This is a genomic window from Streptomyces sp. NPDC060209 (assembly GCF_042728155.1).
In the GTDB taxonomy this organism is placed as follows: Bacteria; Actinomycetota; Actinomycetes; order Streptomycetales; family Streptomycetaceae; genus Streptomyces.
Window position 1 is genome coordinate 1 of record NZ_JBHWZS010000102.1, and the last position, 26,652, is coordinate 26,652.

Annotated in this window: 28 protein-coding genes; 16 read left to right on the forward strand and 12 right to left on the reverse strand. The window is 72.2% G+C overall.

Annotation, left to right across the window (positions count from 1 at the left end):
• Positions 1-48 precede the first annotated feature (48 nt).
• Complete coding sequence (locus ACFWFI_RS20555; protein ID WP_387392088.1) at positions 49-909, reverse strand: 3-hydroxybutyryl-CoA dehydrogenase; 861 nt, start codon at positions 907-909, stop codon at positions 49-51.
• A 227-nt stretch (positions 910-1,136) separates the two neighbouring features.
• Here ACFWFI_RS20555 and ACFWFI_RS20560 point away from each other — a divergent pair, with 227 nt between their 5' ends.
• Positions 1,137-2,363, forward strand: coding sequence for a glycoside hydrolase family 10 protein (locus ACFWFI_RS20560; RefSeq protein WP_387392091.1), 1,227 nt, complete (start codon positions 1,137-1,139; stop codon positions 2,361-2,363).
• 114 nt (positions 2,364-2,477) lie between these two features.
• Here the strand turns inward: ACFWFI_RS20560 and ACFWFI_RS20565 are convergent, their stop codons facing one another.
• Positions 2,478-2,681, reverse strand: a complete 204-nt coding sequence (locus ACFWFI_RS20565; RefSeq protein WP_387392094.1) for a DUF1918 domain-containing protein — start codon at positions 2,679-2,681, stop codon at positions 2,478-2,480.
• A gap of 42 nt (positions 2,682-2,723) precedes the next feature.
• The gene (locus ACFWFI_RS20570) at positions 2,724-3,695 is read right to left on the reverse strand and encodes a DMT family transporter (protein ID WP_387392097.1); all 972 of its coding nucleotides are present in this window, start codon (positions 3,693-3,695) and stop codon (positions 2,724-2,726) included.
• Here ACFWFI_RS20570 and ACFWFI_RS20575 point away from each other — a divergent pair.
• The 4 genes from ACFWFI_RS20575 to ACFWFI_RS20590 all read left to right on the forward strand — a co-directional run bounded on the left by ACFWFI_RS20575 (position 3,694) and on the right by ACFWFI_RS20590 (position 7,491).
• Entirely contained in the window at positions 3,694-5,154 is a 1,461-nt protein-coding gene (locus ACFWFI_RS20575; RefSeq protein WP_387392100.1) for an aminotransferase-like domain-containing protein, read from the forward strand. The genes ACFWFI_RS20570 and ACFWFI_RS20575 overlap by 2 nt on opposite strands.
• Positions 5,151-5,588, forward strand: a complete 438-nt coding sequence (locus ACFWFI_RS20580; RefSeq protein WP_387392103.1) for a GNAT family N-acetyltransferase — start codon at positions 5,151-5,153, stop codon at positions 5,586-5,588. The genes ACFWFI_RS20575 and ACFWFI_RS20580 overlap by 4 nt, the downstream gene beginning before the upstream one ends.
• Before the next feature lie 67 nt (positions 5,589-5,655).
• Positions 5,656-6,231, forward strand: coding sequence for a histidine phosphatase family protein (locus ACFWFI_RS20585; protein ID WP_387392106.1), 576 nt, complete (start codon positions 5,656-5,658; stop codon positions 6,229-6,231).
• A gap of 96 nt (positions 6,232-6,327) precedes the next feature.
• Complete coding sequence (locus ACFWFI_RS20590) at positions 6,328-7,491, forward strand: serine hydrolase domain-containing protein (protein ID WP_387392109.1); 1,164 nt, start codon at positions 6,328-6,330, stop codon at positions 7,489-7,491.
• Here the strand turns inward: ACFWFI_RS20590 and ACFWFI_RS20595 are convergent.
• The 5 genes from ACFWFI_RS20595 to ACFWFI_RS20615 all read right to left on the reverse strand — a co-directional run bounded on the left by ACFWFI_RS20595 (position 7,485) and on the right by ACFWFI_RS20615 (position 12,490).
• Entirely contained in the window at positions 7,485-8,153 is a 669-nt protein-coding gene (locus ACFWFI_RS20595) for a response regulator (RefSeq protein WP_387392112.1), read from the reverse strand. The two genes, ACFWFI_RS20590 and ACFWFI_RS20595, sit on opposite strands and share 7 nt — an antisense overlap.
• Positions 8,150-9,427: a sensor histidine kinase gene (locus ACFWFI_RS20600; RefSeq protein WP_387392115.1), complete on the reverse strand. Its 1,278-nt coding sequence runs from the start codon at positions 9,425-9,427 to the stop codon at positions 8,150-8,152. Before ACFWFI_RS20600 ends, ACFWFI_RS20595 begins: the two co-directional genes overlap by 4 nt.
• Positions 9,428-9,437: 10 nt before the next feature.
• A complete protein-coding gene (locus ACFWFI_RS20605) occupies positions 9,438-10,625 on the reverse strand; it encodes an acyltransferase family protein (RefSeq protein ID WP_387392118.1) in 1,188 nt (395 codons plus the stop codon).
• Positions 10,618-11,577, reverse strand: coding sequence for an alpha/beta hydrolase (locus ACFWFI_RS20610; RefSeq protein WP_387392121.1), 960 nt, complete (start codon positions 11,575-11,577; stop codon positions 10,618-10,620). Before ACFWFI_RS20610 ends, ACFWFI_RS20605 begins: the two co-directional genes overlap by 8 nt.
• Positions 11,578-11,716: 139 nt before the next feature.
• Positions 11,717-12,490, reverse strand: a complete 774-nt coding sequence (locus ACFWFI_RS20615; protein ID WP_387392124.1) for a LysR family substrate-binding domain-containing protein — start codon at positions 12,488-12,490, stop codon at positions 11,717-11,719.
• A 37-nt stretch (positions 12,491-12,527) separates the two neighbouring features.
• Between ACFWFI_RS20615 and ACFWFI_RS20620 the strand changes: the two genes are divergently transcribed.
• Together ACFWFI_RS20620 and ACFWFI_RS20625 are read left to right on the forward strand one after the other, a co-directional pair.
• Positions 12,528-12,947: a DUF5997 family protein gene (locus ACFWFI_RS20620; RefSeq protein ID WP_387392127.1), complete on the forward strand. Its 420-nt coding sequence runs from the start codon at positions 12,528-12,530 to the stop codon at positions 12,945-12,947.
• A gap of 1 nt (position 12,948) precedes the next feature.
• Positions 12,949-14,214, forward strand: a complete 1,266-nt coding sequence (locus ACFWFI_RS20625) for a HEAT repeat domain-containing protein (protein ID WP_387392130.1) — start codon at positions 12,949-12,951, stop codon at positions 14,212-14,214.
• Between the two features lie 25 nt (positions 14,215-14,239).
• Here ACFWFI_RS20625 and ACFWFI_RS20630 read toward each other — a convergent pair whose 3' ends face one another.
• On the reverse strand, positions 14,240-14,872 hold the full coding sequence (locus ACFWFI_RS20630; RefSeq protein WP_387392134.1) for an SRPBCC family protein: 633 nt from the start codon (positions 14,870-14,872) through the stop codon (positions 14,240-14,242).
• Between the two features lie 197 nt (positions 14,873-15,069).
• On the opposite strand from ACFWFI_RS20630, the gene ACFWFI_RS20635 reads away from it, so the two are divergent.
• From ACFWFI_RS20635 to ACFWFI_RS20660, 6 genes are all read left to right on the forward strand, one after another.
• A complete protein-coding gene (locus ACFWFI_RS20635) occupies positions 15,070-15,744 on the forward strand; it encodes a hypothetical protein (RefSeq protein WP_387392137.1) in 675 nt (224 codons plus the stop codon).
• A gap of 203 nt (positions 15,745-15,947) precedes the next feature.
• Positions 15,948-16,976: an N-acetyl-gamma-glutamyl-phosphate reductase gene (argC, locus tag ACFWFI_RS20640; protein WP_387392140.1), complete on the forward strand. Its 1,029-nt coding sequence runs from the start codon at positions 15,948-15,950 to the stop codon at positions 16,974-16,976.
• Positions 16,977-17,064: 88 nt separating this feature from the next.
• Complete coding sequence (gene argJ, locus ACFWFI_RS20645; protein ID WP_387392143.1) at positions 17,065-18,219, forward strand: bifunctional glutamate N-acetyltransferase/amino-acid acetyltransferase ArgJ; 1,155 nt, start codon at positions 17,065-17,067, stop codon at positions 18,217-18,219.
• Positions 18,216-19,142, forward strand: a complete 927-nt coding sequence (gene argB / locus ACFWFI_RS20650; protein ID WP_387392146.1) for an acetylglutamate kinase — start codon at positions 18,216-18,218, stop codon at positions 19,140-19,142. The genes argJ and argB overlap by 4 nt, the downstream gene beginning before the upstream one ends.
• Positions 19,139-20,335, forward strand: a complete 1,197-nt coding sequence (locus ACFWFI_RS20655) for an acetylornithine transaminase (protein ID WP_387392149.1) — start codon at positions 19,139-19,141, stop codon at positions 20,333-20,335. Before argB ends, ACFWFI_RS20655 begins: the two co-directional genes overlap by 4 nt.
• 25 nt (positions 20,336-20,360) lie before the next feature.
• Positions 20,361-20,906, forward strand: a complete 546-nt coding sequence (locus tag ACFWFI_RS20660) for an arginine repressor (RefSeq protein ID WP_387392152.1) — start codon at positions 20,361-20,363, stop codon at positions 20,904-20,906.
• Here the strand turns inward: ACFWFI_RS20660 and ACFWFI_RS20665 are convergent.
• A complete protein-coding gene (locus tag ACFWFI_RS20665) occupies positions 20,900-21,601 on the reverse strand; it encodes a L,D-transpeptidase family protein (protein WP_387392155.1) in 702 nt (233 codons plus the stop codon). The two genes, ACFWFI_RS20660 and ACFWFI_RS20665, sit on opposite strands and share 7 nt — an antisense overlap.
• A gap of 64 nt (positions 21,602-21,665) precedes the next feature.
• Positions 21,666-22,265 (reverse strand): pyridoxamine 5'-phosphate oxidase family protein, encoded by a 600-nt coding sequence (locus ACFWFI_RS20670; protein ID WP_387392158.1) that lies wholly within the window; start codon positions 22,263-22,265, stop codon positions 21,666-21,668.
• On the opposite strand from ACFWFI_RS20670, the gene ACFWFI_RS20675 reads away from it, so the two are divergent.
• The 3 genes from ACFWFI_RS20675 (at position 22,264) to ACFWFI_RS20685 (ending at position 26,031) form a co-directional block, all read left to right on the forward strand.
• Entirely contained in the window at positions 22,264-23,355 is a 1,092-nt protein-coding gene (locus ACFWFI_RS20675; RefSeq protein WP_387392161.1) for a hypothetical protein, read from the forward strand. The two genes, ACFWFI_RS20670 and ACFWFI_RS20675, sit on opposite strands and share 2 nt — an antisense overlap.
• Before the next feature lie 207 nt (positions 23,356-23,562).
• Positions 23,563-24,996 carry an argininosuccinate lyase gene (gene argH, locus ACFWFI_RS20680; protein ID WP_387392164.1) on the forward strand — a complete coding sequence of 478 codons (1,434 nt, stop codon included), beginning with the start codon at positions 23,563-23,565 and terminating at the stop codon, positions 24,994-24,996.
• 63 nt (positions 24,997-25,059) lie between these two features.
• On the forward strand, positions 25,060-26,031 hold the full coding sequence (locus tag ACFWFI_RS20685) for an aldo/keto reductase (protein ID WP_387392167.1): 972 nt from the start codon (positions 25,060-25,062) through the stop codon (positions 26,029-26,031).
• A 40-nt stretch (positions 26,032-26,071) separates the two neighbouring features.
• Here the strand turns inward: ACFWFI_RS20685 and ACFWFI_RS20690 are convergent, their stop codons facing one another.
• On the reverse strand, positions 26,072-26,575 hold the full coding sequence (locus ACFWFI_RS20690) for an HAD domain-containing protein (RefSeq protein WP_387392170.1): 504 nt from the start codon (positions 26,573-26,575) through the stop codon (positions 26,072-26,074).
• Between the last annotated feature and the right edge of the window lie 77 nt (positions 26,576-26,652).

Here is a 26,652-nt window from a genome sequence, read left to right on the forward strand (position 1 = left end):
GGGCGAGCCGGGCGGACCGGGCCCGCCCGCCGCGGAGACGGGGGCGCTTCACTCGTACGGGTAGAAGCCCGAGCCCGTCTTGCGGCCGAGCCGGCCCGCGTCCACCATCCGCTGGAGCAGCGGGGGAGCGGCGTACAGCGGTTCCTTGTACTCCGCGTACATCGAGTCGGCGACCGAGGCCACCGTGTCCAGGCCGATCAGGTCGGCGAGCTTGAGCGGGCCCATCGGGTGGGCGCAGCCCATCTCCATGCCGTTGTCGATGTCCTCGCGGCTGGCGATGCCCGACTCGAACATCCGGATCGCCGAGAGCAGATACGGGATCAGCAGGGCGTTGACGACGAAGCCCGACCGGTCCTGGGCGCGGATCGCGTGCTTGTCGAGCACGTTCTGCACGACCGCTTCGGCACGCTTTATGGTCTCGTCGGACGTCGTCAGCGCGGGGATGAGCTCGACGAGCCTCTGCACCGGGGCCGGGTTGAAGAAGTGGATGCCGATGACCTGGTCGGGCCGGGAGGTCGCCACGGCCAGCTTCACCAGGGGGATGGAGGAGGTGTTCGAGGCGAGGATGGCGTCCGGACGGGTCACCACCTGATCGAGTACCTGGAAGATCTCGGTCTTGACCTGCTCGTTCTCCACGACGGCCTCGATCACGAGATCGCGGTCGGCGAACTCGCCGAGGTCCGTGGTGAAGCTGAGGCGGGCGAGGGTGTCGTCACGCTCCTCCGCGGTGATCTTGCCGCGTTCGGCGGCCTTGGAGAGGGAGTTGTGCAGCCGGGTACGCCCTATCTCCAGGGCCTCGCCAGTGGTCTCGGCCACCATGACATCGAGGCCGCTGCGGGCGCACACCTCCGCGATGCCTGCGCCCATTTGGCCACAGCCCACCACTCCGACGCGTGCAATGTCGGCCATAGAGTCCGTCACCTCGTGCCTTTCGCTGATCTTCGTGCGGCAGTTCCCGTTTGATTCCGGTGCCCGCCTCGACCCCACGACGTTACTCCGCGATCCGGCTTCTCCGAGCTGCGGGTCGTGCGGTCCGGGGACGGGCATGATCTGCGTCACGCACTGCCGACGTGACACACGGGAACCGAGGAACGAAAGGTACACAGATGCGTGGTATGGGCCGAAGGTCATTGGTGATGGGCGCGGCGAGCGCGGTGGCGGGATTGATGACGGCGGGTGATGCCGTCGCGGCGCGCAGGCCCCTCCCGCCTCGGCACGGGGGACGCGGAGCGGACGGGGGCGAGCTGCGCGGCGTGTGGATCGCCACAGTCGCCAACCTGGACTGGCCCTCGGCGCCGGGCATGGGCGCCGCGGCCCAGGAGGCGGAGCTGATCGCCCATCTGGACCGTGCGGTCGCGCTGCGGCTGAACGCCGTGGTCCTCCAGGTCCGGCCCAGCGCCGATGCCCTGTGGCCCTCGGCGTACGAGCCGTGGGCCCAGTGCCTCACCGGTGTCCAGGGCAAGGACCCGGGCTGGGACCCGCTGGGCACCGCGGTGCGCGAGGCACACGCCCGCGGTCTGGAGCTGCACGCGTGGTTCAACCCGTACCGGGTCGCGAATCACACGGACCCCTCACGTCTGGTGGCCTCCCACCCCGCGCGGCTGCACCCGGACTGGGTCCTGCCGTACGGCGGGAAGCTCTACTACAACCCGGGCCTGCCCGAGGTCAGGAAGTTCGTCCAGGACGCGATGCTCGACGCGGTGAGCCGCTACGCCGTCGACGCGGTGCACTGGGACGACTACTTCTACCCCTACCCGGTGGCGGGCCAGGTCTTCGACGACGACGCCGCCTACGAGCTCCACGGCGGGGACTTCGCGGACAAGGCGGCCTGGCGCCGCGACAACACCGACCGGCTGGTCCGCGAGACGTCGGAACGGATCAAGGAGGTCAGGAGCGGCGTCCGGTTCGGGATCAGCCCCTTCGCGGTGTGGCGCAATGCCAAGACCGATCCGCTGGGCTCCGACACCGCGGCCGGCGTGCAGACGTACGACGATCTGCACGCCGACACCCGAAAGTGGGTCAAGGAGGGCTGGATCGACTACATCTGCCCGCAGATCTACTGGAACATCGGCTTCTCCGCCGCCGACTACGCGAAGCTGCTGCCATGGTGGGCCGGGACGGTCCGGGGTACCGGCGTCGGCCTTTACGTCGGGGAGGCGCTGTACAAGGCGGGAGACCCGGCTCAGCCCGCCGCCTGGCAGGACCCGGCCGAACTCTCACGGCATCTCGACCTCGCCGCCGGCCATCCGGAGGTGGGCGGCCATGTCTACTTCTCCGCGAAACAGGTGAAGGCGGACCCCATCGGGGCCATGGCCCGCGTGGTGGCCGACCACTACCAGGTACGGGCCCGCACACCCCGCTGATCCGGGCCGCCGGGCCCGCAGGCCCGGCTCGGGGGACATCGGCCGCGGCCGCCGGCCCTGTCCTGCCCGGACGCGTGCGCCGGGGACCACTCGTGCCCCCGGCGTACGCGCGCTCTACCGTTCCCGGTCCTCGGGGGCGGTGTGCTGGACGACGCTGTCGGGACCCGGGGACCTGATCGATTCGTGCCCGTCCTCGAAGCGCAGACGGTACGGGGGGCTGCCCCCGTCGCCGAGCACCTCGATGATCTCTGCGACCCGGTCGTGCTGCCCCACGGTCCTGCCGTGCGTCAGCAGCCGGTCGCCCGTGTGTGCCTCCATCGGGAGTGACCTCCTCACGGGTGGCGGTCCATGTCGACAAGTCTATGACCGGACGGCCGTGTCGGCTCTTGTGCGGCGGGTGCCGCGGCTCCCCGCGCGCTGGGTGACGGCGATGCACACCAGAACGGCCACCGCCGCCACCGGGGCGGCCGTGGAGACCTCCTCGCCGAGGGCGAGGAACGACCAGACGAGGGTGAGCAGCGGCTGCGCCAGCTGGAGCTGGCTGGCCCGTGGGACCCCGATCTCCGCCATGCCCCGGTACCAGACGTACAGCCCCAGGAAGGTGGACCCGGCGGCCACCCAGACCAGCCCGACGAGCCCGTGAGCCGTGAGGTGCACCGGTTCGAAGGGCAGCGCCACGGCCGCACCGGCCACCGCGAGCGGGAGGCAGAGGACGAGGGCCCAGCCGATCACCTGCCAGCCGGGCATCACCCCGGCCAGCCTGCCGCCCTCGGTGTATCCCGCCGCGCAGACCAGCAGGGCCCCGAACAGGTAGAGATCGCCGCCGGAGAGCTTTCCGCCGCTCTGCTGGACCGTGAAGGCGATCACCACGGCCGCCCCCGCCAGTGCCGCGACCCAGAAGGCGCGCGGCGGGCGCGAGCCGGTGCGCAGGGCCGAGAGGAGCGCGGTCGTCAGAGGGAGCAGCCCCACCACGACGGCCGCGTGCGAGCTCGTGGAGGTCTGGAGAGCCAGCGAGGTCAGCAGAGGGAACCCGACGACCACACCGCCCGCGACGACCGCGAGGCCGGCCCAGTGGCGGCGGTCGGGCACCGGGACCCGGCCCGCGAGAAGTGCGCAACCCGCGATCAGCGCCGCGAGCACGCTGCGCAGCGCGACCAGGGACCAGGGGCCGAAGCTCTCCAGGCCCCACACCGTCGAGGGGAAGGTCAGCGAGAAGGCGAGGACACCTAGCCCGGCGAGCACGACCCCGCTTCCGGGACCGCGCCGGACCTCGGGCCGACCGACGTCCACCGCTATCGCCATCTGTCCAGTAGCGCTATTCTGTGCTGTCATGCATGAGCGTAGCAGCGTGTCCGAACTGGCGAATTCCCTGAGGAGCGAGCTGAACCGCTACTCTCCAGGTGGGAAGCTGCCGTCCAGCCGGGTGCTTGTCGAGCGCTTCAAGGTCAGTCCGGTGACCGTCTCCCGGGCCGTCGCACAGCTCGCTGCCGAAGGTCTGGTCGTCACCCGCCCCGGCTCCGGAGCCTTCCGGGCCGAGACCCGCACCGCCGTCCCCGCTCCGGGCGACACCTCCTGGCAGGAGGTGTCGCTCAGCGGTGACGGCGGACCCGAGGTCGTGCCGCGCACCGTCGACGCCTCGGGTGTCCTCGTCACCCTCGCCGCACCGCCGCCCGGGGTGATCGAATTCAACGGCGGCTACCTCCATCCCGGTCTCCAGCCCGAGCGTGCCCTCGCCGCCGCCCTGGCCCGGGCCGGACGCCGGCCGGGGGCGTGGGGCAGACCGCCCACCGACGGGCTGGCCGAGCTGTGCGCCTGGTTCGCCCGTGAGATCGGCGGCACGCTCACCGGGTCCGACGTCCTGATCACCGCGGGAGGGCAGAGCGCCCTGGCCACCGCGCTGCGGGCGCTCGCCCCGCCGGGAGCCCCCGTCCTCGTCGAGTCGCCCACCTACCCGGGCATGCTGGCCGCCGCCCGCGCCACCGGTCTGCGACCGGTACCCGTACCCGTGGATGCCGACGGGGTGCGGCCCGATCTGCTGGAAGCCGCCTTCCGCGCCACCGGGGCCAGGGTCTTCGTCTGCCAGCCGCTCTTCCAGAACCCGACGGGAGCGGTACTCGCCCCGGACCGGCGTGAGCGGATCGTGCGGGCCGCCCGGGAGGCGGGCGCCTTCGTGGTGGAGGACGACTTCGCCCGCCGTCTCGTCCACGCGGACGCCGGCCCGCTGCCCGAGCCCCTCGCGGCCCACGACCCGGACGGCGTCGTCGTCCACGTGTGCTCGCTCACCAAGATCACATCGCCCAGCCTCCGCGTCGGCGCGCTGGCCGCCCGTGGCCCCGTCCTGGAGCGGCTGCGCGCCATCCAGGTCGTCGACAGCTTCTTCGTTCCGCGCCCGATCCAGGAGGCCGCCCTCGAACTCGTCGGTTCCCCCGCCTGGGAACGTCATCTCCGTACCGTGGCCGCCGAGCTCGGCAGTCGCCGCACAGCGATGACGGCGGCGGTGCGCGCCCGGCTGCCCGAACTCGCCCTGCCCCACGTGCCGTCGGGCGGCGGCAGCATCTGGCTCCGGCTCCCGGGCCCGGGAGCCGGTGAGCCGGTCCTGGTCTCCGCCGCCCTGAGGGCCGGCGTCGCCGTCGCACCCGGCCGCCCCTATCACTGCGCCGAACCACCCGCCGGACACGTCAGACTGAGCTTCGCGGCCGTTTCGGGCCCGGCCGAGATCGCCGAGGGGGTGCGCAGACTGCGTACCGCTGTCGACGAGCTGCTGACACCTGGCGATAGCCTCCCCGGATGAATGACGACGACACCGCCGAGCGGCGCTACGAGATCTCCGACGACCCCTCGCGGCTGGACCCGGCCCGCATCCACCACTGGCTGTCCACGGACGCCTACTGGGCCCTGGGGCGCACCCGTGAAAAGCAGGACCGTATGGCGGCGGGCTCACTCAACTACGGTGCCTACGACCTCGCCTCGGGTGAACAGGCCGCCTACGCGCGCGTGATCACCGACCGTGCCTCCTTCGCGTGGATATGCGACGTGTATGTCGACCCCGGGGCCCGCGGCCACGGCCTCGGCACCCGGCTCGTCACCACCGTCCGGGACGAGCTGGCCCCCCTGGGCGTGCGCAGGTTCCTGCTCGCCACCAAGGACGCCCACGGCGTGTACGCGAAGCTCGGCTTCACCCCGCTGCCCGAGCCGGACATGTGGATGTCCCTCCAGGTGGGCTGAGGCGGGCGAACGCGCTTTCCGACCCGCCCTCTTGACCGGCGGGGCGGCCGGCCCCACGATCGCGCCCATGACGGTTCGGGTGTCCCTGGTCGCCGCAGCACGCAGCTCCGCCCTCCTCGCCGAGCGTTTCGACGACGACCGGCCGCTCGACCACGCGGGCTGGCGCGAGGTCCAGCTCGCCGCCCACACGCTGGTGCGGCTCGGCGCCGCCGAGCTGCGCTACTGCTCGCCCACGCCGCGCAGCCGCGCCACGGGTGACGCCCTCGGCTTCGCCCCGCTCGTCCAGCTCGCCCTGCGTGACTGCGACATGGGCCGCTGGCGGGGCCTGACCCTGTCCGAGGTCGCCGCGCGCGAGCCGGCCGGTGTCGACGCCTGGCTCGCCGATCCGCGCTCCGCCCCGCACGGCGGCGAATCCCTGCTCGGCTTCATAACCCGGGTGGGGGACTGGCTCGACACCCGTCCGGTCCGGGACGGCGCCGTCGTCGCCGTCGCCGAACCGGCCGTCGTCCGTGCTGCCCTGGTGTACGCCCTCAAGGCCCCGCCGTCGACGTACTGGAACGTCGACGTCCGTCCCCTCTCCGCCGTGACGATCACCGGACTGCCCGGCCGCTGGAGCCTCAGTCTCGAAGCTGTTCCGCGCTGATCGGATCACCCGGTCGAAGGAACGGGGCGTACGGCGCCTTCCCGCCAGTCCGACCAGTCGGTATGGTGCGTGGCACCGAGACGAGGAGAGAGACCCGTGCCGCAAATCCAAGGCCATTGTGACGACCGGTTCGCTGCGGTACGCGACGCGTTCGCGGCGAACTTCGCCGAGCGCGACGAGCTGGGCGCGGCGGTCACCGTCCTGCTCGACGGCCACCCCGTGGTGGATCTCTGGGGCGGCTGGGCCGACGGGGAACGGACCCGCCCGTGGGAGCGGGACACCGTGGTCAACGTCTGGTCCACGACGAAGGGCCCGACCGCGCTCTGCGCCCACATCCTCGTCGACCGCGGCCTCCTGGACCTGGACGCCCCGGTGGCCGCGTACTGGCCCGAATTCGCCGCCGGGGGCAAGGAGTCCGTGCGCGTCCGCCATCTGCTCTCGCACCGCTCGGGAGTAGCGGGCCTGCGCGATCCGCACACCCTGGCCGAGCTCTACGACTGGGAGCTGACCACGGCCCGCCTCGCGGCCACCGAGCCCTGGTGGGAGCCGGGCACCCGCTCCGGATACCACGCGATCTCCTACGGTTTCCTGGTCGGCGAGGTCGTCCGCCGGATCACAGGCCTGCTGCCGGGGGAGTTCCTGCGGCAGGAGGTCACCGGACCGCTCGGCATCGACTTCACGGTGGGCCTCCCGGAGAAGGAGGCGGGCCGGGTGGCCGAGCTCGTCCAGCCGAAGGCCGTCTCGCGTGAACAGGCCGAGCTCTTCGCCCGGATGGATCCGGTGGCCATCGCCTCGCTGCTCAACCCGGGCACGGGCACCGCCGCCGCCAACACCCCCGAGTGGCGGGCCGCCGAGATCCCCGCCGCCAACGGCCACGGCACCGCCCGCGCGGTCGCCTCCCTCTACGGCATCGTCGCCGGGCGCGGCAGCCTCGACGGCAGGCGGATCCTGTCCGAGGAGGCGGCCGAGCGGGTCCGCGAGGGGCAGGGCAGCTGCCGTGACCTGGTGCTGGGAGCGGGCTTCGCCCACGAGACCGAGCTGGGTCTCGGCCTCTGGCTGAGCGGCCCGAACGGCTCGTACGGCCCCAACCCGCGTGCCGTCGGCCACGACGGGGCGGGCGGCTCCTGCGGCCTCGCCGACCCGGAGGCCGGGATCGCGCTCGGCTACGTCATGAACCGCATGGGCCCGAACATCGCCGACGACCCGCGCAAGATGGCGCTGGTCGACGCGGTGTACGACGCCCTCCCCGAGGCTCAGTAACCGGCCGGGCGCACCAGCCCCGACTCGTACGCGTACACCGCGGCCTGGGTCCGGTCGCGCAGGCCCAGCTTCACCAGGATCCGGCCCACATGGGTCTTCACGGTCTGTTCCGCCACCACCAGGCGCACCGCGATCTCCGCGTTCGACAGGCCCTGCGCGATCAGCGAGAGTACTTCGGTCTCGCGTTCCGTCAGGGCGCCGACGCGCTCCCTGCTGGGGGCGCGGGGACCGGAGCTGACCCGGGAGAACTCGGCGATCAGGCGCTTGGTGATGTTCGGGGCGAGCAAGGCGTCACCGGCCGCCACCACCCTTACGGCCTGGGCGAGTTCGGCGGCGGAGGCGTCCTTCAGGAGGAACCCTGAGGCGCCGGAGCGCAGCGCCTCGTACACGTACTCGTCGAGGTCGAAGGTGGTCAGTACGAGGACCCGGACGGTGGCGCCGGGCGCCTCGGTGAGCCGGCGGGTGGCGTCGATGCCGCCGAGACGGGGCATCCGTATGTCCATCAGGACGACGTCGGGGGCGAGTTCGGCCGCCTGCTCGAGCGCGTCCAGGCCGTCCACCGCCTGACCGACGACTTCGATGCCGGGCTCTGCGTTCAGCAGCACCGTGAAGCCCTGACGGACCATCATCTGGTCGTCGGCGATCAGCACGCGGATGGTCATGCGGGGTCCTCCAGGGGGAGCGTCGCCATTACTTCGTAACCCCCGCCGGGAGTGCGGCCGTGCGTGAGATCGCCGCCCAGCATGGCGATGCGTTCCCGCATGCCGAGCAGCCCGTGTCCGACTCCGCCCGCCGGCGCGGGGGCCATGTCCGCGGCGGTGTTGGTGACCCGGACCGTGACGGCGGCAAAGTGGTAGCCGACCTCCACCCGTGCGTGCGCTCCGGGGGCGTGCCGCATCACATTGCTGAGCGCCTCCTGCACGATGCGGAACGCCGAGAGCTCCACCCCCGGCGGCAGCGGCCTCGGCGTCCCCGTCGTCTCCTTCGCGACGGCGATGCCGGCGCCCCGCACCTTGCCGATCAGCTCGTCGAGGCGGTCGAGGGTGGGCTGCGGGGCGTGCCGAAGCCCGTCCGCCATGGCGTCCTCCGAGCGCAGCACACCGAGCACCCTGCGCAGCTCGGCCAGCGCCTCCACGGCGTTCTCCCGTATCCCGGCGAGGTTCTCCCTGAGCTCGTCCGACGGATTCTCGACCAGATGCGGGGCCACCTGCGCCTGGATGGAGATCACCGACATGTGGTGCGCGACCACGTCGTGCAGCTCGCGCGCGATCCGGTTGCGCTCCTCCAGGAGGGTGCGCCGGGCCCGCTCCTCCTCCGTGAGCTCCGACTGCTCGACCAGCTCCGTGCGGGCCACGCGCAGGGCGCGCAGCGCGGCGCCGGTCACCACGGCCGTGACGCAGGCCAGTGCGCCGATGCCCAGGGAGAAGTCGTGGGCCCTGGTGGTGAGACCGGATGTCAGTCCCGCCAGCAGGCTCAGCGTGAGCGCGAGGGCCGCACGGCGCGGACGGACCCGCAGCGTCAGCAGGAAGAGCGCCCCGCTCTGCAACGCGATCTCGGGGCCCGTCCACGGAAACAGTGCGCCGGGCGGCATCGCGGACTCCGCGATCCGCACGCTGACGACCATCAGGACCAGCGAGGCCCACCACGCGTACAGGGGCTGCCACATCGCGGTGAGGAGTGCCAGTGCCTGGCACACGACGAGGAGCACCGCGTACTCGGGCACGGCGGCGCCGTGCGGGATCAGGTCGGGCACGTGCCACACGGCGACGACCGTCGCCCCGAGGGTCAGCAGCATCCCGAACGCGGGCCGCCAGACCGGCGATCCGGGCGCTCCCATGGGCGGCACCGGATCGACGGGCGAGGTCCACAGGTCCTCGCGCAGCATGCGGGGCAGCCCGCGCAGCGCCGCCACGATCCGCCCCCCAGCCTCCGTCATGCCGCTCAGCTTAGACACGGCGCGACTCCGGTGCCCGGACAGGGGAACCCGACCGTACGACGGTCGAACTGCCGCCGCCCCGCTGCTCGTACGCCCCGAACGCTGCCCGGCAGACCAGCAGCACCAGTGCGAACACCGGCAGCCAGGCCAGCCGGGCGAGCACCCAGCCGGGGCCGTCGGGGACCGTGTGCAGGCCGGGCAGCGGACCGCTCAGGAACAGGGCGGTCGACGTGACCACGATCATCGCGGTCTGGTGCCACAGGAACACGGTCATCGCGGACAGGTTCAGCAGAGCCACCACCGCCCACACCGCGGGCCGCGCGAGGGCCCTGCGCAGACGTCCGAGCAGCAGCAGGGCCGCACCGCACTGGGCGAGGCCGAAGGTGACGGCGGCCAGCGTCGGCGGGTCGAGGTTGGAGAGGGTGCCGCCCGGCACCCCGACCATGGACGCGGGGTAGCCGGCGAGAAGCACCAGCCCCGCCGTGGCCACCGCGCCTCCGGTCAGCAGTACCCATCCGGTCCGCCGGTCGCTCAGCCCGCCCCGTGCCCAGGCCGTCCCCAGGCAGTAGGGGACCAGCCAGCCGGCGGCCACGTTGATCCAGCCCAGGGAGGCGGGGCCGTCGAGTCCCAGCCGGAACAGGTCGACGTACAGGACGACGGTGAGCGGCCACAGCGGATGCAGCCGAGTCACCAGCGGGGTCGCCGCCGTCAGCGCCGCGAACACCAGCAGGAACCACAGGGGCGACCACACCAGCTTGCCCAGCGCGCGTATTGTCCCCTCGTCCACCCCCGAGGCCAGCATCACGCAGGCCGCCACGGCCCACACGACGGTCACGACGGCGGCCGGCCGGAACAGACGGCTCATCCGGACCCCCAGCCAGCGCCCGTAGGACTCGCCCCTGGCCCGGGCGGAGGCGTATGCCTTCGCGCCCACCTGACCGCCCACCAGGAAGAAGACGGCGAGCGTCTGGAACACCCACGAGACCGGTGCGAGCCGGGGCATGTGCTGGAGCGGACTCGCGCCGTGCACCGTGCCGCTGTCGGCGACCAGCGCGGTCACCAGCCAGTGACCGCACACCACGCCCAGGATGGCGAAGGCGCGCAGGGCGTCGACCGCGCGGTCGCGGTCCCGGGGCGTCGCCGCGTCCATTCGCCGCACGAGACCACGCACATCGAGGCGCCGCGCGAGGTCACGCATGACGGCCCCCGGCCCTGCCCGCGACGATCCCGGCGATGCTGCGCAGCGAGACGGAGCCGGGTCTCAGATAGCCGCTGTGCCCGGCGTCGCCCGCGTCGAAGACCTCGGCCCCGAACTCCGGTGCCGTCGGGTCCGTCCCGAATCCGACCGTGACGAACGGCAGCGGGAGAGTCGTGTGCGGAATCCGGGCGATCCAGTCCTCCCCGCCCAGGCCCGCCCGCACCGTGGCCCGGGTGTGCAGGCCGGCTGCGCTCCCGGCGCCGGTGCCGGGACTTCCGTACAGCACGATGTCCGCCACATCGAGCCCGGACGCGGCCCGGGCGCAGACCACGGAACCGTAGGAGTGGCAGAGGAGGGAGACCCGGGCGGCGGGCACGGCCACGGCAAGCTCCCGTACGAACGCCCTCAGCCGGGGCGCCGCTCCGTCGGCCCGCCCCGCGGTCAGGGACGAAGGGCCCAGCGTGGCGGGCGTCCGGTAGCCGAGCCAGGCGACGACGGCGGACCCGCTGCCCAGTTCGCCCAGGAGCGCCTCGGCGCCACGCCGTAAACGCCCGTAATGATCGAGGTCGACGCCCGCCCCCGGCACGAGTACCGCGATCCGCCGGGCCCGGGACAGATCCCCGAACACCTCCACGCTGCGGCCGCCGTCCCGCCCGTCGAACATCAGGAAGGTGCGCCCGGAGCCCGACATGCCCGTGAGCGCGGCGGCCCTTCGCCGGTCGCCGTGGCGGGCGGCCATGTCCCGCGCCGCCCGGATCTCCTCCCGGCCGGCCGCATACCTGGAATCCAGCGCCGAGGGATCCGCCGTGCCCAGCGGGGCGAGGGCGGCCGGGGCGGGCGCGGGAACGGCGGCGGGGCGGGCCGCCCCCGACACCGGCAGCGCCACGGACATGGTGACGAGTGCGGTGAGCAGGGCGCGCCGCGCGCGGCTGCTCCATGGGCGGGACGCCATGGGGAAGTCCTTCCGTACCGGATGGGGCTCGTTGAATCCGGTACCGAAGTTATGGACGTGCCTGTGCCTTCGGCGTCCCGCTCAGGAGTGCACCTGGCGCGTAGCTCCGAAGTACTACGGGTAGGGGCAGGCCCGCCCGCTACGGCCGACGGCGGGGCTTTCCGCGCTTGGCGCCGCCCTTGGGGTTCTTCGCGCCGCCGGAGCCGCCGGAGCCGCCCCGGGACGTCTTGCCCGCCGCAGGCTTGCGCGGGGCACCGCTCTTCTTGTCGGCCCGCTTGGCCTTGGGCTGCGGCGGCGTCGGGGCACGGCCCCGGGTGCTGTTGACCGTCCGCCCCCGGACGATCCCGATGAACTCCTCCACCAGGTCGGTGGTCTTCTCCTCCGGCCACGACAGGGCGATCTGCGACCCGGGGACGCCGGCCAGCGGCCGGTAGGTGAGGTCCTTGCGGTGGTGCAGACGGGCCAGCGACTGCGGGACGACGAGCAGCCCCACCCCCGCCGCCACCAGCTCGACGGCGTCCTCGGTCGTGGCGGGCCGCTCGAAGGCGGGCCGGCCCGGCGGACGCTCCCAGTCGAGCGGGTCGTCGAGGGGATGCAGCACGATCTCCTCGGCGAGGTCCTCGGCCGCCATCTCCTCGACGGCCGTCGCCGCATGGTCCTTGGGCATGACGACCACGGTCGTCTCGGTGTAGAGGGGGATCGCGCTGAGGTCCGTACGGTCGACGGGCAGCCGCACGAAACCGGCGTCCGCGCCACCGTCACGCAGCAGGCCGGCGGCCTCGGCCGAGGGCACGCCGACGAGGGTCAGCGGGGTACCGGGCAGCCGCTCGTTCCAGATCCGCACCCACTTGGTCGGGGTCACGCCCGGGACGTAGGCGAGCCGGAACGCAGGGGGTACTTCCGAGCCTGTCACCCCGCCAGGTTACCGGCCGTGGTCGGAGGCGGCGCACATGCTCGATACCCTGGACACCATGACGTCGCACCAGACCACCCAGACAATGAAGCCCGCCACCGCGGCGAAGAAGCTGGGTGTGTACCTCGAAGCCACCCCCGCCGAGTTCCAGGAGGGCGTCGTCTCGCGCGCCGAGCTGAACGCGCTGCAGTCCGACCCGCCCCAGTGGCTGCAGGACCTGCGCCGCAACGGCCCGCACCCCCGGCCGGTGGTCGCCTCGAAGCTGGGCATCTCCATCGCCGGTCTCGCGCGCGGCGGTGTCACGGAGCCCCTCACCACCGAGCAGATCGACGCCCTGAAGCAGGACGGCCCCGAGTGGCTGCAGAAGGAGCGCGCCACCCAGGCGGATGTCCGCAAGGAAACGGCGCGCATCAAGGAGCGCGACGCGGCCCGCGCCGAGCAGGCCGACCGCGACTGACGTGCCCGCCGGCGACCCCCGGCTCGTCGCCGCGGTGCGTGAGCGGGACCCCGGGGCGGTGAAGGCGCTCCTGGCCGCCGGAGTCGATCCGGACGCGCCGGGCGAGGGAGGCCTGCCTCCGCTCTGCGCGGCCGTCGCCTCGTACGACGTACCCGTGGTCGAGGCCCTGGTGGCGGGGGGAGCGGACCCGTATCGCCGGCTGCCGGACGGCTCCACCCCGCTGCTGAGGGCCGTCGACTGCGGCTGTGTCGCCGGGGTCGACGCACTGATCGACGGCACGGGCCCCCTCACGGACCCCGCCGTGCGCACGGAACTCCTCGACCGCGCACGGCAGTGGCACGGGACGGGAACCCTGGCGGAGCTCCGGCGCAGGACCGGTGATCCCGGACCTGCGGTGCGGGTCCGGGTCCGGGACGAGAACTTCTTCACCGACTACGAGCAGTTCACGCTCGGGGGCGTCACGGCCCGCGAGGGACATTCGGAGATCCTCAGCGCGCTCGAAGCCCGGTTCGGTGTGCGTACGCCGTTCGACGAGCTGCTCGGCCGCGCCCTCGCGTTCCCCGACCCCGAGCACGCCAACTGGTGGGGACCGTTCTTCGTCCTGTGCCGCAGGAGGGACGATGAGACCTGGGAAGCCGCGGCGGCGCTGCGGTCCCACGCGGATCCCCTGCGCCGGCTCTTCGCCGCCCAGCTCCTCATGGCCATCGCCGACGGGAGCGTCTTCGCCGAGACCTTGCCGTACGAGCAGCGGGCGCTGGAGATCTTCCTTCCCTGGGCCACCGAGGAGGAGGACCCGGCTGTTCTCCGTGCCGTGCTGAACGGCCTGGCCGACCACGACGCCCCGGAGGTGGAGGCGGTGGGCCTTTCCCATCTCACGCACCCGGTTCCGGACGTCCGCCGCATGGTGCCGTACACACTTCGGCGGTCGGAGGGGCTGCTCACCACGGACGAGGCGTTGCGGGCGGTGTTCACGCTGGCCCGGGACGCCGACAGTGATGTGCGTGCGGCCGCGTGCGCCTGGCTTGCCGAGTACCCGGGCCGGAGCCCGGACATCGCCGACGTGCTGGCCGGCCTGCTGCACGACGAAGACGGTACGACGCGTATCCGGGCCGTGTACGGGCTGGCCGAGCGGGACGATCCGCGGTGTGTGGCGGGATACGACCTGATCGGATCCGTGGACCGGGAGCTCCTGCCCGACCCCTGGATGCTGGAGGCGGCAGGGCGGTACGAGTGCCGCCTGCGGGACGGGTCCGTGCAGGACCGGTGACCGCCGGTCCGCTCCCCTCTCCGGTCTATTCCCCCGTGTAGAACGCGATCGTCGCCACGGTCGTCGCGGTCACGGTCTCCGGGTCCGCCCCGGAAGCGGAGAACGCGCGACCCCATTCCTCGCCCGAGCGCGCCACGAAGGCCTTCGCCTCGGGAGAGGTCTGCCACTCCACGGCGTCCTCCGGGCTGAGCCCGTCGTCCGTCAGGTGCCACCCGAGCCCCAGAAGAGCCAGGTCCCAGCCGATCCCGACCGCGCCCGGCCCGTACTGGCTCCGGAACTCCTCAGGAACCACGGACGCGTGCTCCAGTTCGAACACCGTCCGGTCGGTGCCCTCCGGTGTGAGGCGCACCTCGACCTCGCTGAAGCCGGGGTCGGGTCCGATCACCCAGGACACACGGAGCCGCTCCGGGGGCACGCACTCCAGGATCTCGCCGCCGGCGTTCCCCTCCAGCTGGTAGCTCCCGCCCTCCCGGAGCTCACCGGTCACCGGGAGGAACCACCGGGCGATCCGCTCCGGCGAGGTCACCGCCGCCCAGACCTCGGCGGCACCGGCGTCGAAGGTGCGCCGCAACAACACCGTGCCCGCCGCGTCCGACGCCACCTGGCGAGTGCCGACCTCCCGGTGTACACGGCTGATCTCGTCGACGATCTCGCCCATGGCCGCTCATCTCTCCTCTGCGTGTTCGCGCTCACGCCGTGCTCCGGCGGTCCCCAGGCCATATAACCGAAGTTCCGCCGCACCCGCCTCAGCAGGCGCGGGGCGCCGCCCGGGCCACCGGCTTTGATCTTGGACATGCTCATGTCCTAGGGTCCCGGGTTGCAACCGACAGCGGAGCGACGGGGGACGGAATGCGTGTGGTGCGGGCTTTCACGGCTGTGATGGTCGCGGGTGCGGCGGTGGTGAGCCTGGCGGGCTGTGAGGACGACGGCGGGAGCGGCGACGCGGCGGCGGTCGGCGCGATCGGTGGCGCGGCGGAGCCGCAGCCGGCCGACGGTGCCGGACGCAACGGCGGCACCGGCGGCGACGGCGGGCTGAGCACCCGGGAGCGGTTCATGCTCGCCAACCTCCCGGAGTCCGGGTCGGTCATGGCGGCCGGTGAGTTCCTGCAGCGGTTCACGACCTGCGAGCAGTACAGCATCGACCCGTCGGACGACCGTTACTACCCCATGGACGAGCAGTTCGACGAGAGCTGGGGCGTGCGCTTCCGCGGCACCTGCGGAGACGGGGGGAACGGCTACATCCGTGTCTTCTGGACCGGATCCGGCGAGGGCATGAAGAAGCTGCAGAACGCCTACCGCGCCGACATCGCCGAGCGGGTGAAGACCGCACCGGAGGCCGGTATCGACGGAGGGTTCGGCATCGGCGCGGACTTCGCCGTCATCGCGCCCGACCCGGACACGCTGCGCCACCTGTCCGCGTCCAACCTGCTCGTCCTCAACTGCAACCCGGACTTCGAGGCGACGGGCGACGTGAGCACCGCGCCCGCCCAGGTGGACGGGTGCGTTCTGACCGACGACTTCGTCTTCTGACGGCTGCGGGGGAGTGGTGCCGGGGCGCGTCGGCCCCGCCAGCCGTCCCCGTGGGGGCTTGGGGGCGTGGGGGCGTTCGGGGCGTCACCGAAGGTGCCTGCCGACGTACCCGGCGTCCTGACGGAGCCGGGTTCCGACGGCATGGGCTTTGCATAAAACTGCATAGCTGCGTATAGTCATGCCATCGATGAGGAGGAATTCCGATGGTGGTACGTGCGGCAGTGGCAGGAGCGAGCGGTTACGCCGGCGGGGAGTTGCTCCGTCTGCTCCTCACCCACCCAGAGGTCGAGATCGGGGCCCTCACCGCCCACTCCAACGCCGGCGAGCGGCTCGGCGCACTGCAGCCGCACCTGCGGCCGCTCGCGGACCGCGTCCTCCAGCCGACCACGGCAGAGGTGCTCAGCGGCCACGACGTCGTCTTCCTGGCCCTGCCGCACGGACAGTCCGCCGCCGTGGCGGAACAGCTCGGTGACGAGGTGCTCGTCGTCGACATGGGCGCCGATTTCCGGCTCGAGAACCCTGCGGACTGGGAGAAGTTCTACGGCTCGCCGCACGCCGGCACCTGGCCCTACGGCCTGCCCGAACTGCCCGGGGCACGCGCGGCGCTGGAGGGGTCCAAGCGCATCGCCGTGCCCGGCTGCTACCCGACGGCCGTCTCCCTGGCGCTCTTTCCGGCGTACGCGGCCGGCCTCGCCGAACCCGAGGCCGTCGTCGTCGCCGCGTCCGGCACCTCCGGCGCGGGCAAGTCGGCCAAGCCGCACCTGCTCGGCTCCGAGGTCATGGGCAACATGACCCCGTACGGAGTCGGCGGCGTCCACCGGCACACCCCCGAGATGATCCAGAACCTCGGCGCCGCGGCCGGTGAGCCCGTGTCCGTGTCCTTCACCCCGACCCTCGCGCCCATGCCCCGCGGCATCCTCGCCACGTGCAGCGCGAAGGCGAAGCCCGGAGTGGGCGCCGAGTCGCTCCGTGCGGCGTACGAGAAGGCCTTCGCCGACGAGCCGTTCGTCGATCTGCTGCCCGAGGGGCAGTGGCCGTCCACCGCGGCGGTATACGGATCCAACGCGGTGCAGGTCCAGGTCGCCCACGACGAGGCAGCCGGCCGGATCATCGTCATCAGCGCCATCGACAACCTCGCGAAGGGCACCGCCGGAGGCGCCCTGCAGAGCATGAACATCGCTCTCGGGCTCCCCGAGGACACGGGTCTTTCCACGATCGGGGTCGCACCATGAGCGCCCCACGCGTAGCCGCCGGGCTGCGGGTTACGACGAGAGCCACGCCGCCGCGGTGCGTAGGCGGAGAAGCGAATGAGGAGATGCAGTGAGCGTCACGGCAGCCAAGGGATTCACGGCGGCGGGCATCGCCGCCGGAATCAAGGAGAGCGGTAATCCCGACCTGGCCCTCGTGGTCAACAACGGGCCCCGCCGCGCCGCCGCGGGCGTCTTCACCTCCAACCGCGTCAAGGCCGCACCCGTCCTCTGGTCGGAACAGGTGCTCAAGGGCGGCGAAGTGACCGCCGTCGTCCTCAACTCCGGTGGGGCCAACGCCTGTACGGGGCCCCAGGGCTTCCAGGACACCCACGCCACCGCGGAGAAGGCCGCCGAGGTCCTCACCGGGCACAGCGCCGGGGAGATCGCGGTCGCGTCGACCGGGCTGATCGGCCTGCTTCTCCCCATGGACAAGCTCCTGCCCGGCATCGAGACGGCCGCGGCCGCCCTGAGCGAGCACGGCGGCGAGAAGGCCGCCATCGCGATCAAGACCACGGACACGGTCCACAAGACCGCGGTCGCGGGCGGCGAGGGCTGGACCGTCGGCGGCATGGCCAAGGGCGCGGGCATGCTCGCCCCCGGACTCGCCACGATGCTGGTCGTCCTCACCACCGACGCCGACGTCGAGGCTCCCGCGCTCGACACCGCGCTGCGGGCCGCCACCCGGACCACCTTCGACCGGGTCGACTCCGACGGCTGCATGTCGACCAACGACACCGTGCTGCTGCTCGCCTCCGGGGCGAGCGGAATCGCCCCTGCGCAGGCCGAGTTCGACCGGGCCGTGCAGAGCGTCTGCGCCGATCTCGCCCGGCAGCTGATCGGCGACGCCGAGGGCGCCTCCAAGGACATCCGGATCGAGGTGATCAACGCGGCGACCGAGGACGACGCCGTGGAGGTCGGCCGGAGCATCGCCCGTAACAACCTCCTCAAGTGCGCCATCCACGGCGAGGACCCCAACTGGGGCCGTGTCCTCTCCGCGATCGGCACCACGAAGGCCGCCTTCGAGCCGGACCGGCTGAACGTCGCCATCAACGACGTCTGGGTGTGCAAGAACGGCGGCGTCGGCGCGGACCGCGAGCTGGTCGACATGCGCTACCGGGAGGTCAGGATCACCGCGGACCTCGCGGCGGGAGACGAGTCCGCCGTGATCTGGGCCAACGACCTGACCGCCGAGTACGTCCACGAGAACAGCGCGTACAGCTCATGAGCGCCGCGAGGAAGCACAACGCGCTGCCCAAGGCACAGATCCTCATCGAGGCGCTGCCCTGGCTCACCCGGCACAACGGCAAGACCGTCGTCATCAAGTTCGGCGGCAACGCCATGATCGACGAGGAGCTGAAGGCCGCCTTCGCCCAGGACGTCGTCTTCCTGCGGCACGCCGGCCTGAAGCCCGTCGTCGTACACGGCGGCGGCCCGCAGATCAGCGCCCAGCTCGACAAGCAGGGCCTGGTCAGCGAATTCAAGGCCGGGCTGCGCGTCACCACACCCGAGGCCATGGACGTCGTGCGCATGGTGCTGGCCGGGCAGGTCCAGCGCGAGCTCGTCGGGCTGCTCAACCAGCACGGCCCGCTCGCCGTCGGCATGACCGGCGAGGACGCCCACACGATCACCGCGACCCAGCACCGTCCGATGATCGACGGTGAGGCCGTCGACATCGGGCGGGTCGGTGAGATCACCGACATCGACACCGGAGCGATCCAGGCGCTGCTGGACGACGGCCGGATCCCGGTCATCTCCTCCATCGCCCGCTCCGCCGAGGACAACCACGTCTACAACGTCAACGCCGACACCGCGGCCGCGGCACTCGCCGCAGCGCTGAACGCCGAGACCTTGATGGTCCTCACCGACGTCGAGGGCCTCTACGAGGACTGGCCCAACAGCGACGACGTCATCAGCCGCCTCACCGCCACCCAGCTGGAGAAGCTGCTGCCCGACCTCTCCAGCGGCATGGTGCCCAAGATGCAGGGCTGCCTCCACGCCGTACGCAACGGTGTCGAGACCGCCCGTGTCATCGACGGCCGGGTCCAGCACTCGATCCTGCTGGAGATCTTCACCGACGAGGGAATCGGCACGATGGTCGTGCCCGACGCGACGCCCGTCGCACAGCCCGACGCAGAGGGGGAGTCATGAGCAACGAGGAGTTCGCACAGCGCTGGCAGGGTGCGCTGATGGACAACTACGGGACCCCGCAGCTGCCGCTGGTGCGCGGCGCGGGCGCCCTGGTGTGGGACGCGGACGGGACCGAGTACCTCGACTTCGTCGGCGGGATCGCGGTCAACGCGCTCGGCCACGCCCACCCCGCGGTGATCGAGGCCGTCTCCACACAGATCGCCACCCTCGGCCACGTCTCCAACCTCTACACCGCCGAGCCCCCCATCGCGCTCGCCGAACGGCTGCTGCAGCTCTTCGGGCGCACGGGCAAGGTCTTCTTCTGCAACTCCGGCGCCGAGGCCAACGAGGCGGCCTTCAAGATCGGCCGGCTGACCGGGCGTACGCACATGGTCGCCACCGACGGCGGCTTCCACGGCCGGACCATGGGCAGCCTCGCGCTGACCGGCCAGCCCGGCAAGCGCGACCCGTTCCTGCCGCTGCCCGGCGACGTCACACACGTGCCGTACGGCGATGTCGATGCGCTCCGGGCCGCGGTGACGACCGACACCGCGCTGCTGATCATCGAACCGGTGCAGGGCGAGAACGGCGTCGTCGTACCGCCCAAGGGCTATCTGGAGGCGGCCAGGGAGATCACGCGGGCCACCGGCACGCTGCTCGTCCTGGACGAGGTGCAGACCGGGATCGGCCGCTGCGGCCACTGGTTCGAGCACCAGGCACACCAGGGCGTCGAGCCCGACGTGGTCACCCTGGCCAAGGGCCTCGGCGGCGGACTTCCGATTGGCGCCACCGTCGCGTTCGGTGCCGCGGCCGACCTGCTGAAGCCCGGTCAGCACGGCACGACGTTCGGCGGCAACCCCGTCGCCTGCGCCGCCGGTCTCGCAGTGCTGGACACCCTTGCCACCGAGGGCATCCTGGACAACGTGAAGCGGCTCGGCGAGCGGATCCGGGACGGCGTCGAGGGCCTCGGGCACCCGTCGGTCTCCCACGTCCGCGGCTCGGGACTGCTGCTGGGTATCGTGCTCACCGGGCCCCTCGCACCGAAGGTGCAGCAGGCGGCTCAGGGAGCCGGACTCCTGGTGAACGCGCCCGCCCCCGACGTCGTACGGCTCATGCCGCCGCTGATCATCGGTGACGCCGAGGTGGACGCGTTCCTGCGGATTCTGCCGGGAGCTCTCGACGCGGCTTACGGGGACGGACGATCCGGAGAGTGACGATCCGGAGAATGAGGCGACGACGATGACCGAGGCGCAGGAAACCGACCACGGCGGGCCGTCGGTGCCACATACCCGCACGGCACGCCACCGCAGGATCGTGGACATCCTGAACCGCCAGCCGGTGCGCTCGCAGAGCCAGCTGGCCAGGCTCCTGTCCGACGACGGGCTGAGCGTCACCCAGGCGACGCTCTCCCGGGACCTGGACGAGCTCGGCGCGGTGAAGATCCGCAACACCGGCGGCGAGCTGATCTACGCGGTGCCGAGCGAGGGCGGTTTCCGCACCCCGCAGGCGCCGCTCGGAGGCTCGGCCAAGGAGGAGCGGATGCGCAGGCTCTCGGCCGAGCTGCTCATCTCGGCGGAGGCCTCGGCCAACCTCGTGGTGCTGCGTACGCCTCCGGGCGCCGCCCAGTTCCTCGCCTCGGCCATCGACCAGGCCGAACTCCAGGCGATCCTCGGCACGATCGCCGGGGACGACACACTGATGCTGATCAGCCGTGACCCGAACGGCGGCCAGGCGCTGGCCGACCACCTGCTGCGGCTGGCACAGAACGACCGCGGTCCTCAGTAGCGGGTGATCGCGGTCGGGCCGGACGCCGTCCCGACCGCGATGTGCGGACGGCGGGCCGGGTCGGCCCAGGTCAGGATCCGGCCCATGGCGGCCGCCGGCACGGACACACAGCCGGCGGTCGCGCCCTTCCCGTCGACGTGCAGAAAGATGCCGGCGCCCCTGCCCCGCACCGGCCGGTGGTAGTTGAAGCCGATGACGAGCGCATGGGCGTACTGCGTGGAATAGGTGACGAGGTGTTCGGCCTCGTCCGGTCGGCAGTCGGCGGGCCGCGGATCCACCCAGCGGTTGTAGGCGCGGGACGCGTTGTCCTGGCACCACCACGAGCTCTCACCGACCCGGCGGTAGGGATAGCGGGCTCCGGGCGGAGCGGCCTCGGTCCCGAAGGCGTACGGCAGGTCGTACAGCCCGGTGGGCGTGGTGTTCGTGCCCTGGGTACGGGTGGCGCCGTCGGCCAGGCCGTTCGCCCCGAAGCGGGCGGGCGCCGAACCCGCCGCCACCCAGCCGCTCCCACGCCGGTCCCACCAGGTGACCGTGCCCGTGCTGGAGTCCGTGCCGGCGGCCTCGGCGGTGATCAGCTGCGTACCGCCGCCGGTGTCGGCCAGCCGTTCCGGCAGAGGCGGGGGCCCGGCGGGCCGCGCCGCGAGCGAACCGGCCAGGGCCAGGAGAACCGACGCGGTCACCAGGAATCTGCGCATGCTCCGGACCGTACGGGGCGCGGCGGCCCGCCCCCACCGCACCTGCTCCGTACGGCCCAGTGCCTCACCCCGCGGCCGGCGTGGGCATCGCGGGCAGTGGCAGGGGGAGCCCCGGCAGTCCGTCGATGCTGGTGGCGATGTCCTGTTTCTTCTCGAAGTACCGGCTCAGGCTGTCGTCGTCCTCGCGCCGGAAACGGTCGGCGTGCAGGGAGCGGTCCTCTTCGTACGACATGAACGGCACCGCGTACCCACAGGAGTCCCGGATCAGCTCGGCCGTCACCACGATGATCGCGCGCAGCCCGTGGGGGGTCGGGTCGATGCCGGAGAAAAGGCCGAGCAGCCCTGGGAAGCGCGGGTCGTCACGGAAGACCGGCTCCCCGCGGCCGTGCACACGGACGATGTTGGGCGGGCCCTGGAAGGCGCACCACATCAGCGTGATGCGCCCGTTCTCGCGGAGATGGGCGATGGTCTCGGCAGTGCTGCCGGCGAAGTCGAGGTAGGCCACGGTCCGTTCGTCGACGACGGCGAACGACCCGCTCATGCCCTTGGGCGAGAGGTTGACCGTGCCGTCGCCGTCCAGGGGCGCGGTCGCGGTGAAGAAGAGGGGCTGTTCCTCGATGAAAGTCCTGAGCCGTCCGTCGATGCGCTCGTAGGTTTTTCCCATGGAATCGATTATCGAGCCGGGTCGGGATGCGGCGGGAGAGAATTTCCAGGTGACGGTCGGGGCGGCGCGTACCGCCGCGGCCGACTGGGTCGCCCGGTACGCCCGTGCGGAAGCCGGATACCAGGGCGCGTACATCAGTGGATCGACCGTGGGGCTTCCGGCCGGCGCCCGGCTGGCGCCCTCGTCCGACATCGACGTCGTCGTGGTCACCGCCGAGGACGAACCACCCATCGGCCCCGGCAAGTTCCGCCACAGGGGCGTCCTGCTGGAAGTCAGCCGTCTGCCCCTGGCGGCGATCGGGTCCGCCGACCAGGTCCTCGGCTCCTACCACCTCGCCGGGAGCTTCCGTACGGACACGGTCGTCGACGACCCGACCGGCCACCTGCGCACCCTGCTGGCACAGGTCTCACCCCGCTTCGCCGCCCGCCCCTGGGTCCGGCGCAGGTGCCTGGACGCCCGCCGGCGCGTCGAGAACCGCCTCGCGGCGATCGACGGCTCCGCGCCCTTCCACGAGCAGGTCACCTCCTGGCTGTTCCCCACCGGCGTGACCACCCATGTGCTGCTGGCCGCCGCCCTTCGCAACCCCACCGTGCGCCTGCGCTACCCGGCCGCGCGTGAGGTCCTCACCGACCACGGCCACCCCGGGCTCTACCCGGAACTGCTGGGCCTGCTCGGCTGCCGGAACCTGCCGGCCGGACGCGTCCAGCACCATCTGGACGAGCTCACCCGGACGTTCGACGCCACCGCCCCCGTCGCGAGGACGCCGTACTTCTTCAGCGGCGACCTCACACCGGCCGCCCGGCCGGTCGCGATCGGCGGCAGTCAGGACCTCATCGACCGCGGAGACCACCGCGAGGCCGTCTTCTGGATCATCGCGACCTTCGCCCGCTGCCACACCGTGCTCGCGGCGGACGCCCCCGCGCTCCACCGTTCCCGCACCCCGGCGTTCGAGGCGGCCGTCGCCGACCTCGGCATCGGCTCTTCCGGGGACCTCCTCCGCCGCGCCGACGAGGTCCTCCGCTTCCTGCCCCGCGTGTGGCGGACGGCCGAAGCGATCATGGCGAGCCACCCCGGGATCACCGATCAGTGACCCTCTGCCTGCGCTTTTGACAATTCATACGGAGCATTGCATAGTTATGCCTATCAGTGAGTGGGCGCCGAGGTCGACGGCGCCAGGATCCCGTTCGCACGAGTGCGGCACCGCCCGGCACGACGCGTACGACAAGCCGCCTCCCCGTCCTCCAGCGACAGGGAGGCGGGCGCACATCCCACCCCTTGCACCTCCGAGGAGCACGCAGTGAGCAACGGCACCGGCAACAGCGACGTACGCCTCTGGGGCGGCCGTTTCGCCGACGGCCCCGCCGAGGCGCTGGCCAAGCTGTCCGCCTCCGTCCACTTCGACTGGCGACTCGCGCCGTACGACATCGCGGGCTCCCGTGCCCACGCGCGCGTGCTCAACAAGGCGGGACTGCTCACCGAGGACGAGCTGACCCGCATGATCGCCGGACTCGACGCGCTGGAAGCCGCCGTCGCCGACGGTTCGTTCACCGGCACCATCGCGGACGAGGACGTCCACACCGCGCTGGAGCGCGGTCTCCTCGAGCGCCTCGGCCCGGACCTCGGCGGGAAGCTGCGCGCCGGCCGGTCCCGCAACGACCAGGTCGCCACGCTCTTCCGCATGTACCTGCGCGACCACGCCCGGATCATCGGCGGACTCGTCGCCGAGCTCCAGGACGCGCTGGTGGGACTGGCGGAGGCGCACCCGGACGTGGCCATGCCCGGCCGCACGCACCTTCAGCACGCGCAGCCCGTCCTCTTCGCCCACCACGTCCTGGCCCATGTGCAGCCCCTGATCCGTGACGCGGAGCGGCTGCGGCAGTGGGACGAGCGCACCGCCGTGTCCCCGTACGGCTCCGGCGCGCTGGCCGGGTCGTCCCTCGGCCTCGACCCGGAGGCCGTCGCCGCCGACCTCGGCTTCGAGCACGGCTCCGTCGCCAACTCCATCGACGGCACCGCGTCCCGGGACTTCGTCGCCGAGTTCGCGTTCATCACCGCGATGATCGGCATCAACCTCTCCCGTATCGCGGAGGAGATCATCATCTGGAACACGAAGGAGTTCTCCTTCGTCACCCTCCACGACGCCTTCTCCACCGGCTCCTCGATCATGCCGCAGAAGAAGAACCCGGACATCGCCGAGCTGGCCCGCGGCAAGTCCGGCCGCCTCATCGGCAACCTGACCGGGCTGATGGCGACCCTGAAGGCCCTCCCGCTCGCCTACAACCGCGACCTCCAGGAGGACAAGGAGCCGGTCTTCGACTCCTGTGACCAGCTCGAGGTCCTGCTCCCCGCCTTCACCGGCATGATGGCGACGCTCACCGTCAACCGGGAGCGCATGGAGGAACTGGCCCCGGCCGGCTTCTCGCTCGCCACGGACATCGCCGAGTGGCTGGTCAAGCAGGGCGTCCCGTTCCGGGTGGCGCACGAGGTCGCGGGCGAGTGCGTGAAGGTCTGCGAGCAGCAGGGCATCGAGCTCGACGAGCTGACGGACGAGCAGTTCGCGAAGATCTCCGAGCACCTCACCCCGGAGGTGCGCACCGTCCTGAACGTGCCCGGCGCGCTCGCCTCGCGAGACGGGCGCGGCGGGACGGCCCCCTCGGCCGTCGCCGTCCAGCTGGCCGAGGTGAAGGCCGACCTGGTGACGCAGCACGCCTGGGCGACCGCGCGCGGATGATTCGCAGGCATCGCGGGCTACGTTGACGGGAAGGCGTTCGGAACCGACCCAGAGGAGCCCGCGATGCCCTTCGCCCGCCTGAACCGAGCGACTACCCCGACCTCCCACATCGGGCTCGGCCTGGCCGCCGTCGGCAGGCCCGGCTACATCACGCCGCACCGCGACCGCGATCTGCCCGGCGACCGCGGCGTGGACGCGCTGCGCGCCCGCACCCATGAACTCCTGGACGCGGCCTATGCCCAGGGTGTGCGCTACTTCGACGCCGCCCGCTCCTACGGCCGCGCCGAGGAGTTCCTCGCCGAGTGGCTGACCACCCGTCCAGATGTGATGGATGTGGTCATCGGCAGCAAGTGGGGGTACACCTACACCGGCGACTGGCGCGTGGACGCCGAGACGCACGAGGTGAAGGACCACGGACTCGCCACCTTCGAACGCCAGCACGGCGAGACGGCCGGACTGCTCGGCGACCGGCTCGATCTCTACCAGATCCACTCGCTGACCGCCGACAGCCCGGCGCTGAGCGACAAGGACCTGCACGCGCGTCTCGCCGAGCTGGCCGCCGGGGGCACCACGGTCGGCTTCTCCGCCAGCGGCCCCGGCCAGGCCGACGCCATCCGCGCCGCCCTTGCCGTGACGGTGGACGGCGAACCCCTCTTCCGTACCGTCCAGGCCACCTACAACGCCCTGGAGACCTCCGCGGGAGCGGCACTCGCGGAGGCGCACGACGCCGGGTTGACCGTGATCGTCAAGGAGGCCGTGGCCAACGGCCGGCTCGCCGGGACCGAGGCGCCCGCCGTCGTCCGGGAGATCGGAGCCGAAGCAGGACTGGACGCGGACGCCGTCGCCCTGGCGCTCGTGCTCCACCAGCCGTGGGCCGGAGTCGTACTGTCCGGCGCGGTCACCGTCACCCAGCTGGCGGCCAACCTGCACGCGCCCCTGCTCGACCTGGACCCGGACCGGCTGGACCGGCTGGCCGCCCTGGTGGAGGAGCCGGAGGCGTACTGGCGCCACCGCGCCTCGCTTCCCTGGAGCTGAGCGTCCGGGCAGTACCCTCACGCCTGCTCGGAGCGAGGGTTCACGCCACCCATTCGGCGAGCACGTCGAAGTCAGCCCGCACCAGACCCACCCAGGGGTCGATCCGCCGCAGGAGGGCCCGCCCCGGGTGGTGCGCGGCGACCCAGGCCTTGTCGAGCTCGGAGATCTCGTCGTCGATCCAGGCGAACGGCCTCCCGTCCGCGTAGTCGACGACATGGCGGGTCTTCCAGTACGTCCCGTCCACCGTGGCCAGGTGCATCGCGGGCCAGTCGATGTACGGCAACGGGGGCAGCCCGATGCGCGGGCCGACCCACTCGTTCGCCTCGTCCTTCCAGGTGGTCGCCCAGACGAGTTCGTACCGGCCGGCGAGAGCCAGCAGCTCGTCGCCGTGTCCGGGGCTGAGCAGGACGGGCAGCGGCACTCCCACCTTCCACCCCGTCGGCCGCATCCGGTGGAGGGTGTAGCCCTCCGGGACGGTGCGGCGGGACAGCGCCGCGTACGGGTTGAGCGGACCGTCGATGTCGATCAGCAGCAGCGGCTTCATGCCGCCATGGTGCCTTCCCGGTCACCCGGCACCCATGGATTTCAGGTGCCCCGGGTCGGCCGCCGAGGCCGCCCCGG

Coding starts and splice junctions, on each gene's coding strand:
- ACFWFI_RS20555 (WP_387392088.1), bottom strand. CDS start 909: ATGGCCGACATTGCACGCGTCGGAGTGGTGGGCTGTGGCCAAATGGGC.
- ACFWFI_RS20665 (WP_387392155.1), bottom strand. CDS start 21,601: ATGCGCAGATTCCTGGTGACCGCGTCGGTTCTCCTGGCCCTGGCCGGT.
- ACFWFI_RS20560 (WP_387392091.1), top strand. CDS start 1,137: ATGGGCGCGGCGAGCGCGGTGGCGGGATTGATGACGGCGGGTGATGCC.
- ACFWFI_RS20675 (WP_387392161.1), top strand. CDS start 22,264: ATGGAATCGATTATCGAGCCGGGTCGGGATGCGGCGGGAGAGAATTTC.
- argC (WP_387392140.1), top strand. CDS start 15,948: ATGGTGGTACGTGCGGCAGTGGCAGGAGCGAGCGGTTACGCCGGCGGG.
- ACFWFI_RS20620 (WP_387392127.1), top strand. CDS start 12,528: ATGCTCGATACCCTGGACACCATGACGTCGCACCAGACCACCCAGACA.
- argB (WP_387392146.1), top strand. CDS start 18,216: ATGAGCGCCGCGAGGAAGCACAACGCGCTGCCCAAGGCACAGATCCTC.
- ACFWFI_RS20610 (WP_387392121.1), bottom strand. CDS start 11,577: ATGGCGTCCCGCCCATGGAGCAGCCGCGCGCGGCGCGCCCTGCTCACC.
- ACFWFI_RS20595 (WP_387392112.1), bottom strand. CDS start 8,153: ATGACCATCCGCGTGCTGATCGCCGACGACCAGATGATGGTCCGTCAG.
- ACFWFI_RS20585 (WP_387392106.1), top strand. CDS start 5,656: ATGACGGTTCGGGTGTCCCTGGTCGCCGCAGCACGCAGCTCCGCCCTC.
- ACFWFI_RS20670 (WP_387392158.1), bottom strand. CDS start 22,265: ATGGGAAAAACCTACGAGCGCATCGACGGACGGCTCAGGACTTTCATC.
- ACFWFI_RS20575 (WP_387392100.1), top strand. CDS start 3,694: ATGCATGAGCGTAGCAGCGTGTCCGAACTGGCGAATTCCCTGAGGAGC.
- ACFWFI_RS20685 (WP_387392167.1), top strand. CDS start 25,060: ATGCCCTTCGCCCGCCTGAACCGAGCGACTACCCCGACCTCCCACATC.
- ACFWFI_RS20580 (WP_387392103.1), top strand. CDS start 5,151: ATGAATGACGACGACACCGCCGAGCGGCGCTACGAGATCTCCGACGAC.
- ACFWFI_RS20690 (WP_387392170.1), bottom strand. CDS start 26,575: ATGAAGCCGCTGCTGCTGATCGACATCGACGGTCCGCTCAACCCGTAC.
- ACFWFI_RS20600 (WP_387392115.1), bottom strand. CDS start 9,427: ATGACGGAGGCTGGGGGGCGGATCGTGGCGGCGCTGCGCGGGCTGCCC.
- ACFWFI_RS20655 (WP_387392149.1), top strand. CDS start 19,139: ATGAGCAACGAGGAGTTCGCACAGCGCTGGCAGGGTGCGCTGATGGAC.
- ACFWFI_RS20565 (WP_387392094.1), bottom strand. CDS start 2,681: ATGGAGGCACACACGGGCGACCGGCTGCTGACGCACGGCAGGACCGTG.
- ACFWFI_RS20570 (WP_387392097.1), bottom strand. CDS start 3,695: ATGACAGCACAGAATAGCGCTACTGGACAGATGGCGATAGCGGTGGAC.
- ACFWFI_RS20605 (WP_387392118.1), bottom strand. CDS start 10,625: ATGCGTGACCTCGCGCGGCGCCTCGATGTGCGTGGTCTCGTGCGGCGA.
- ACFWFI_RS20630 (WP_387392134.1), bottom strand. CDS start 14,872: ATGGGCGAGATCGTCGACGAGATCAGCCGTGTACACCGGGAGGTCGGC.
- ACFWFI_RS20660 (WP_387392152.1), top strand. CDS start 20,361: ATGACCGAGGCGCAGGAAACCGACCACGGCGGGCCGTCGGTGCCACAT.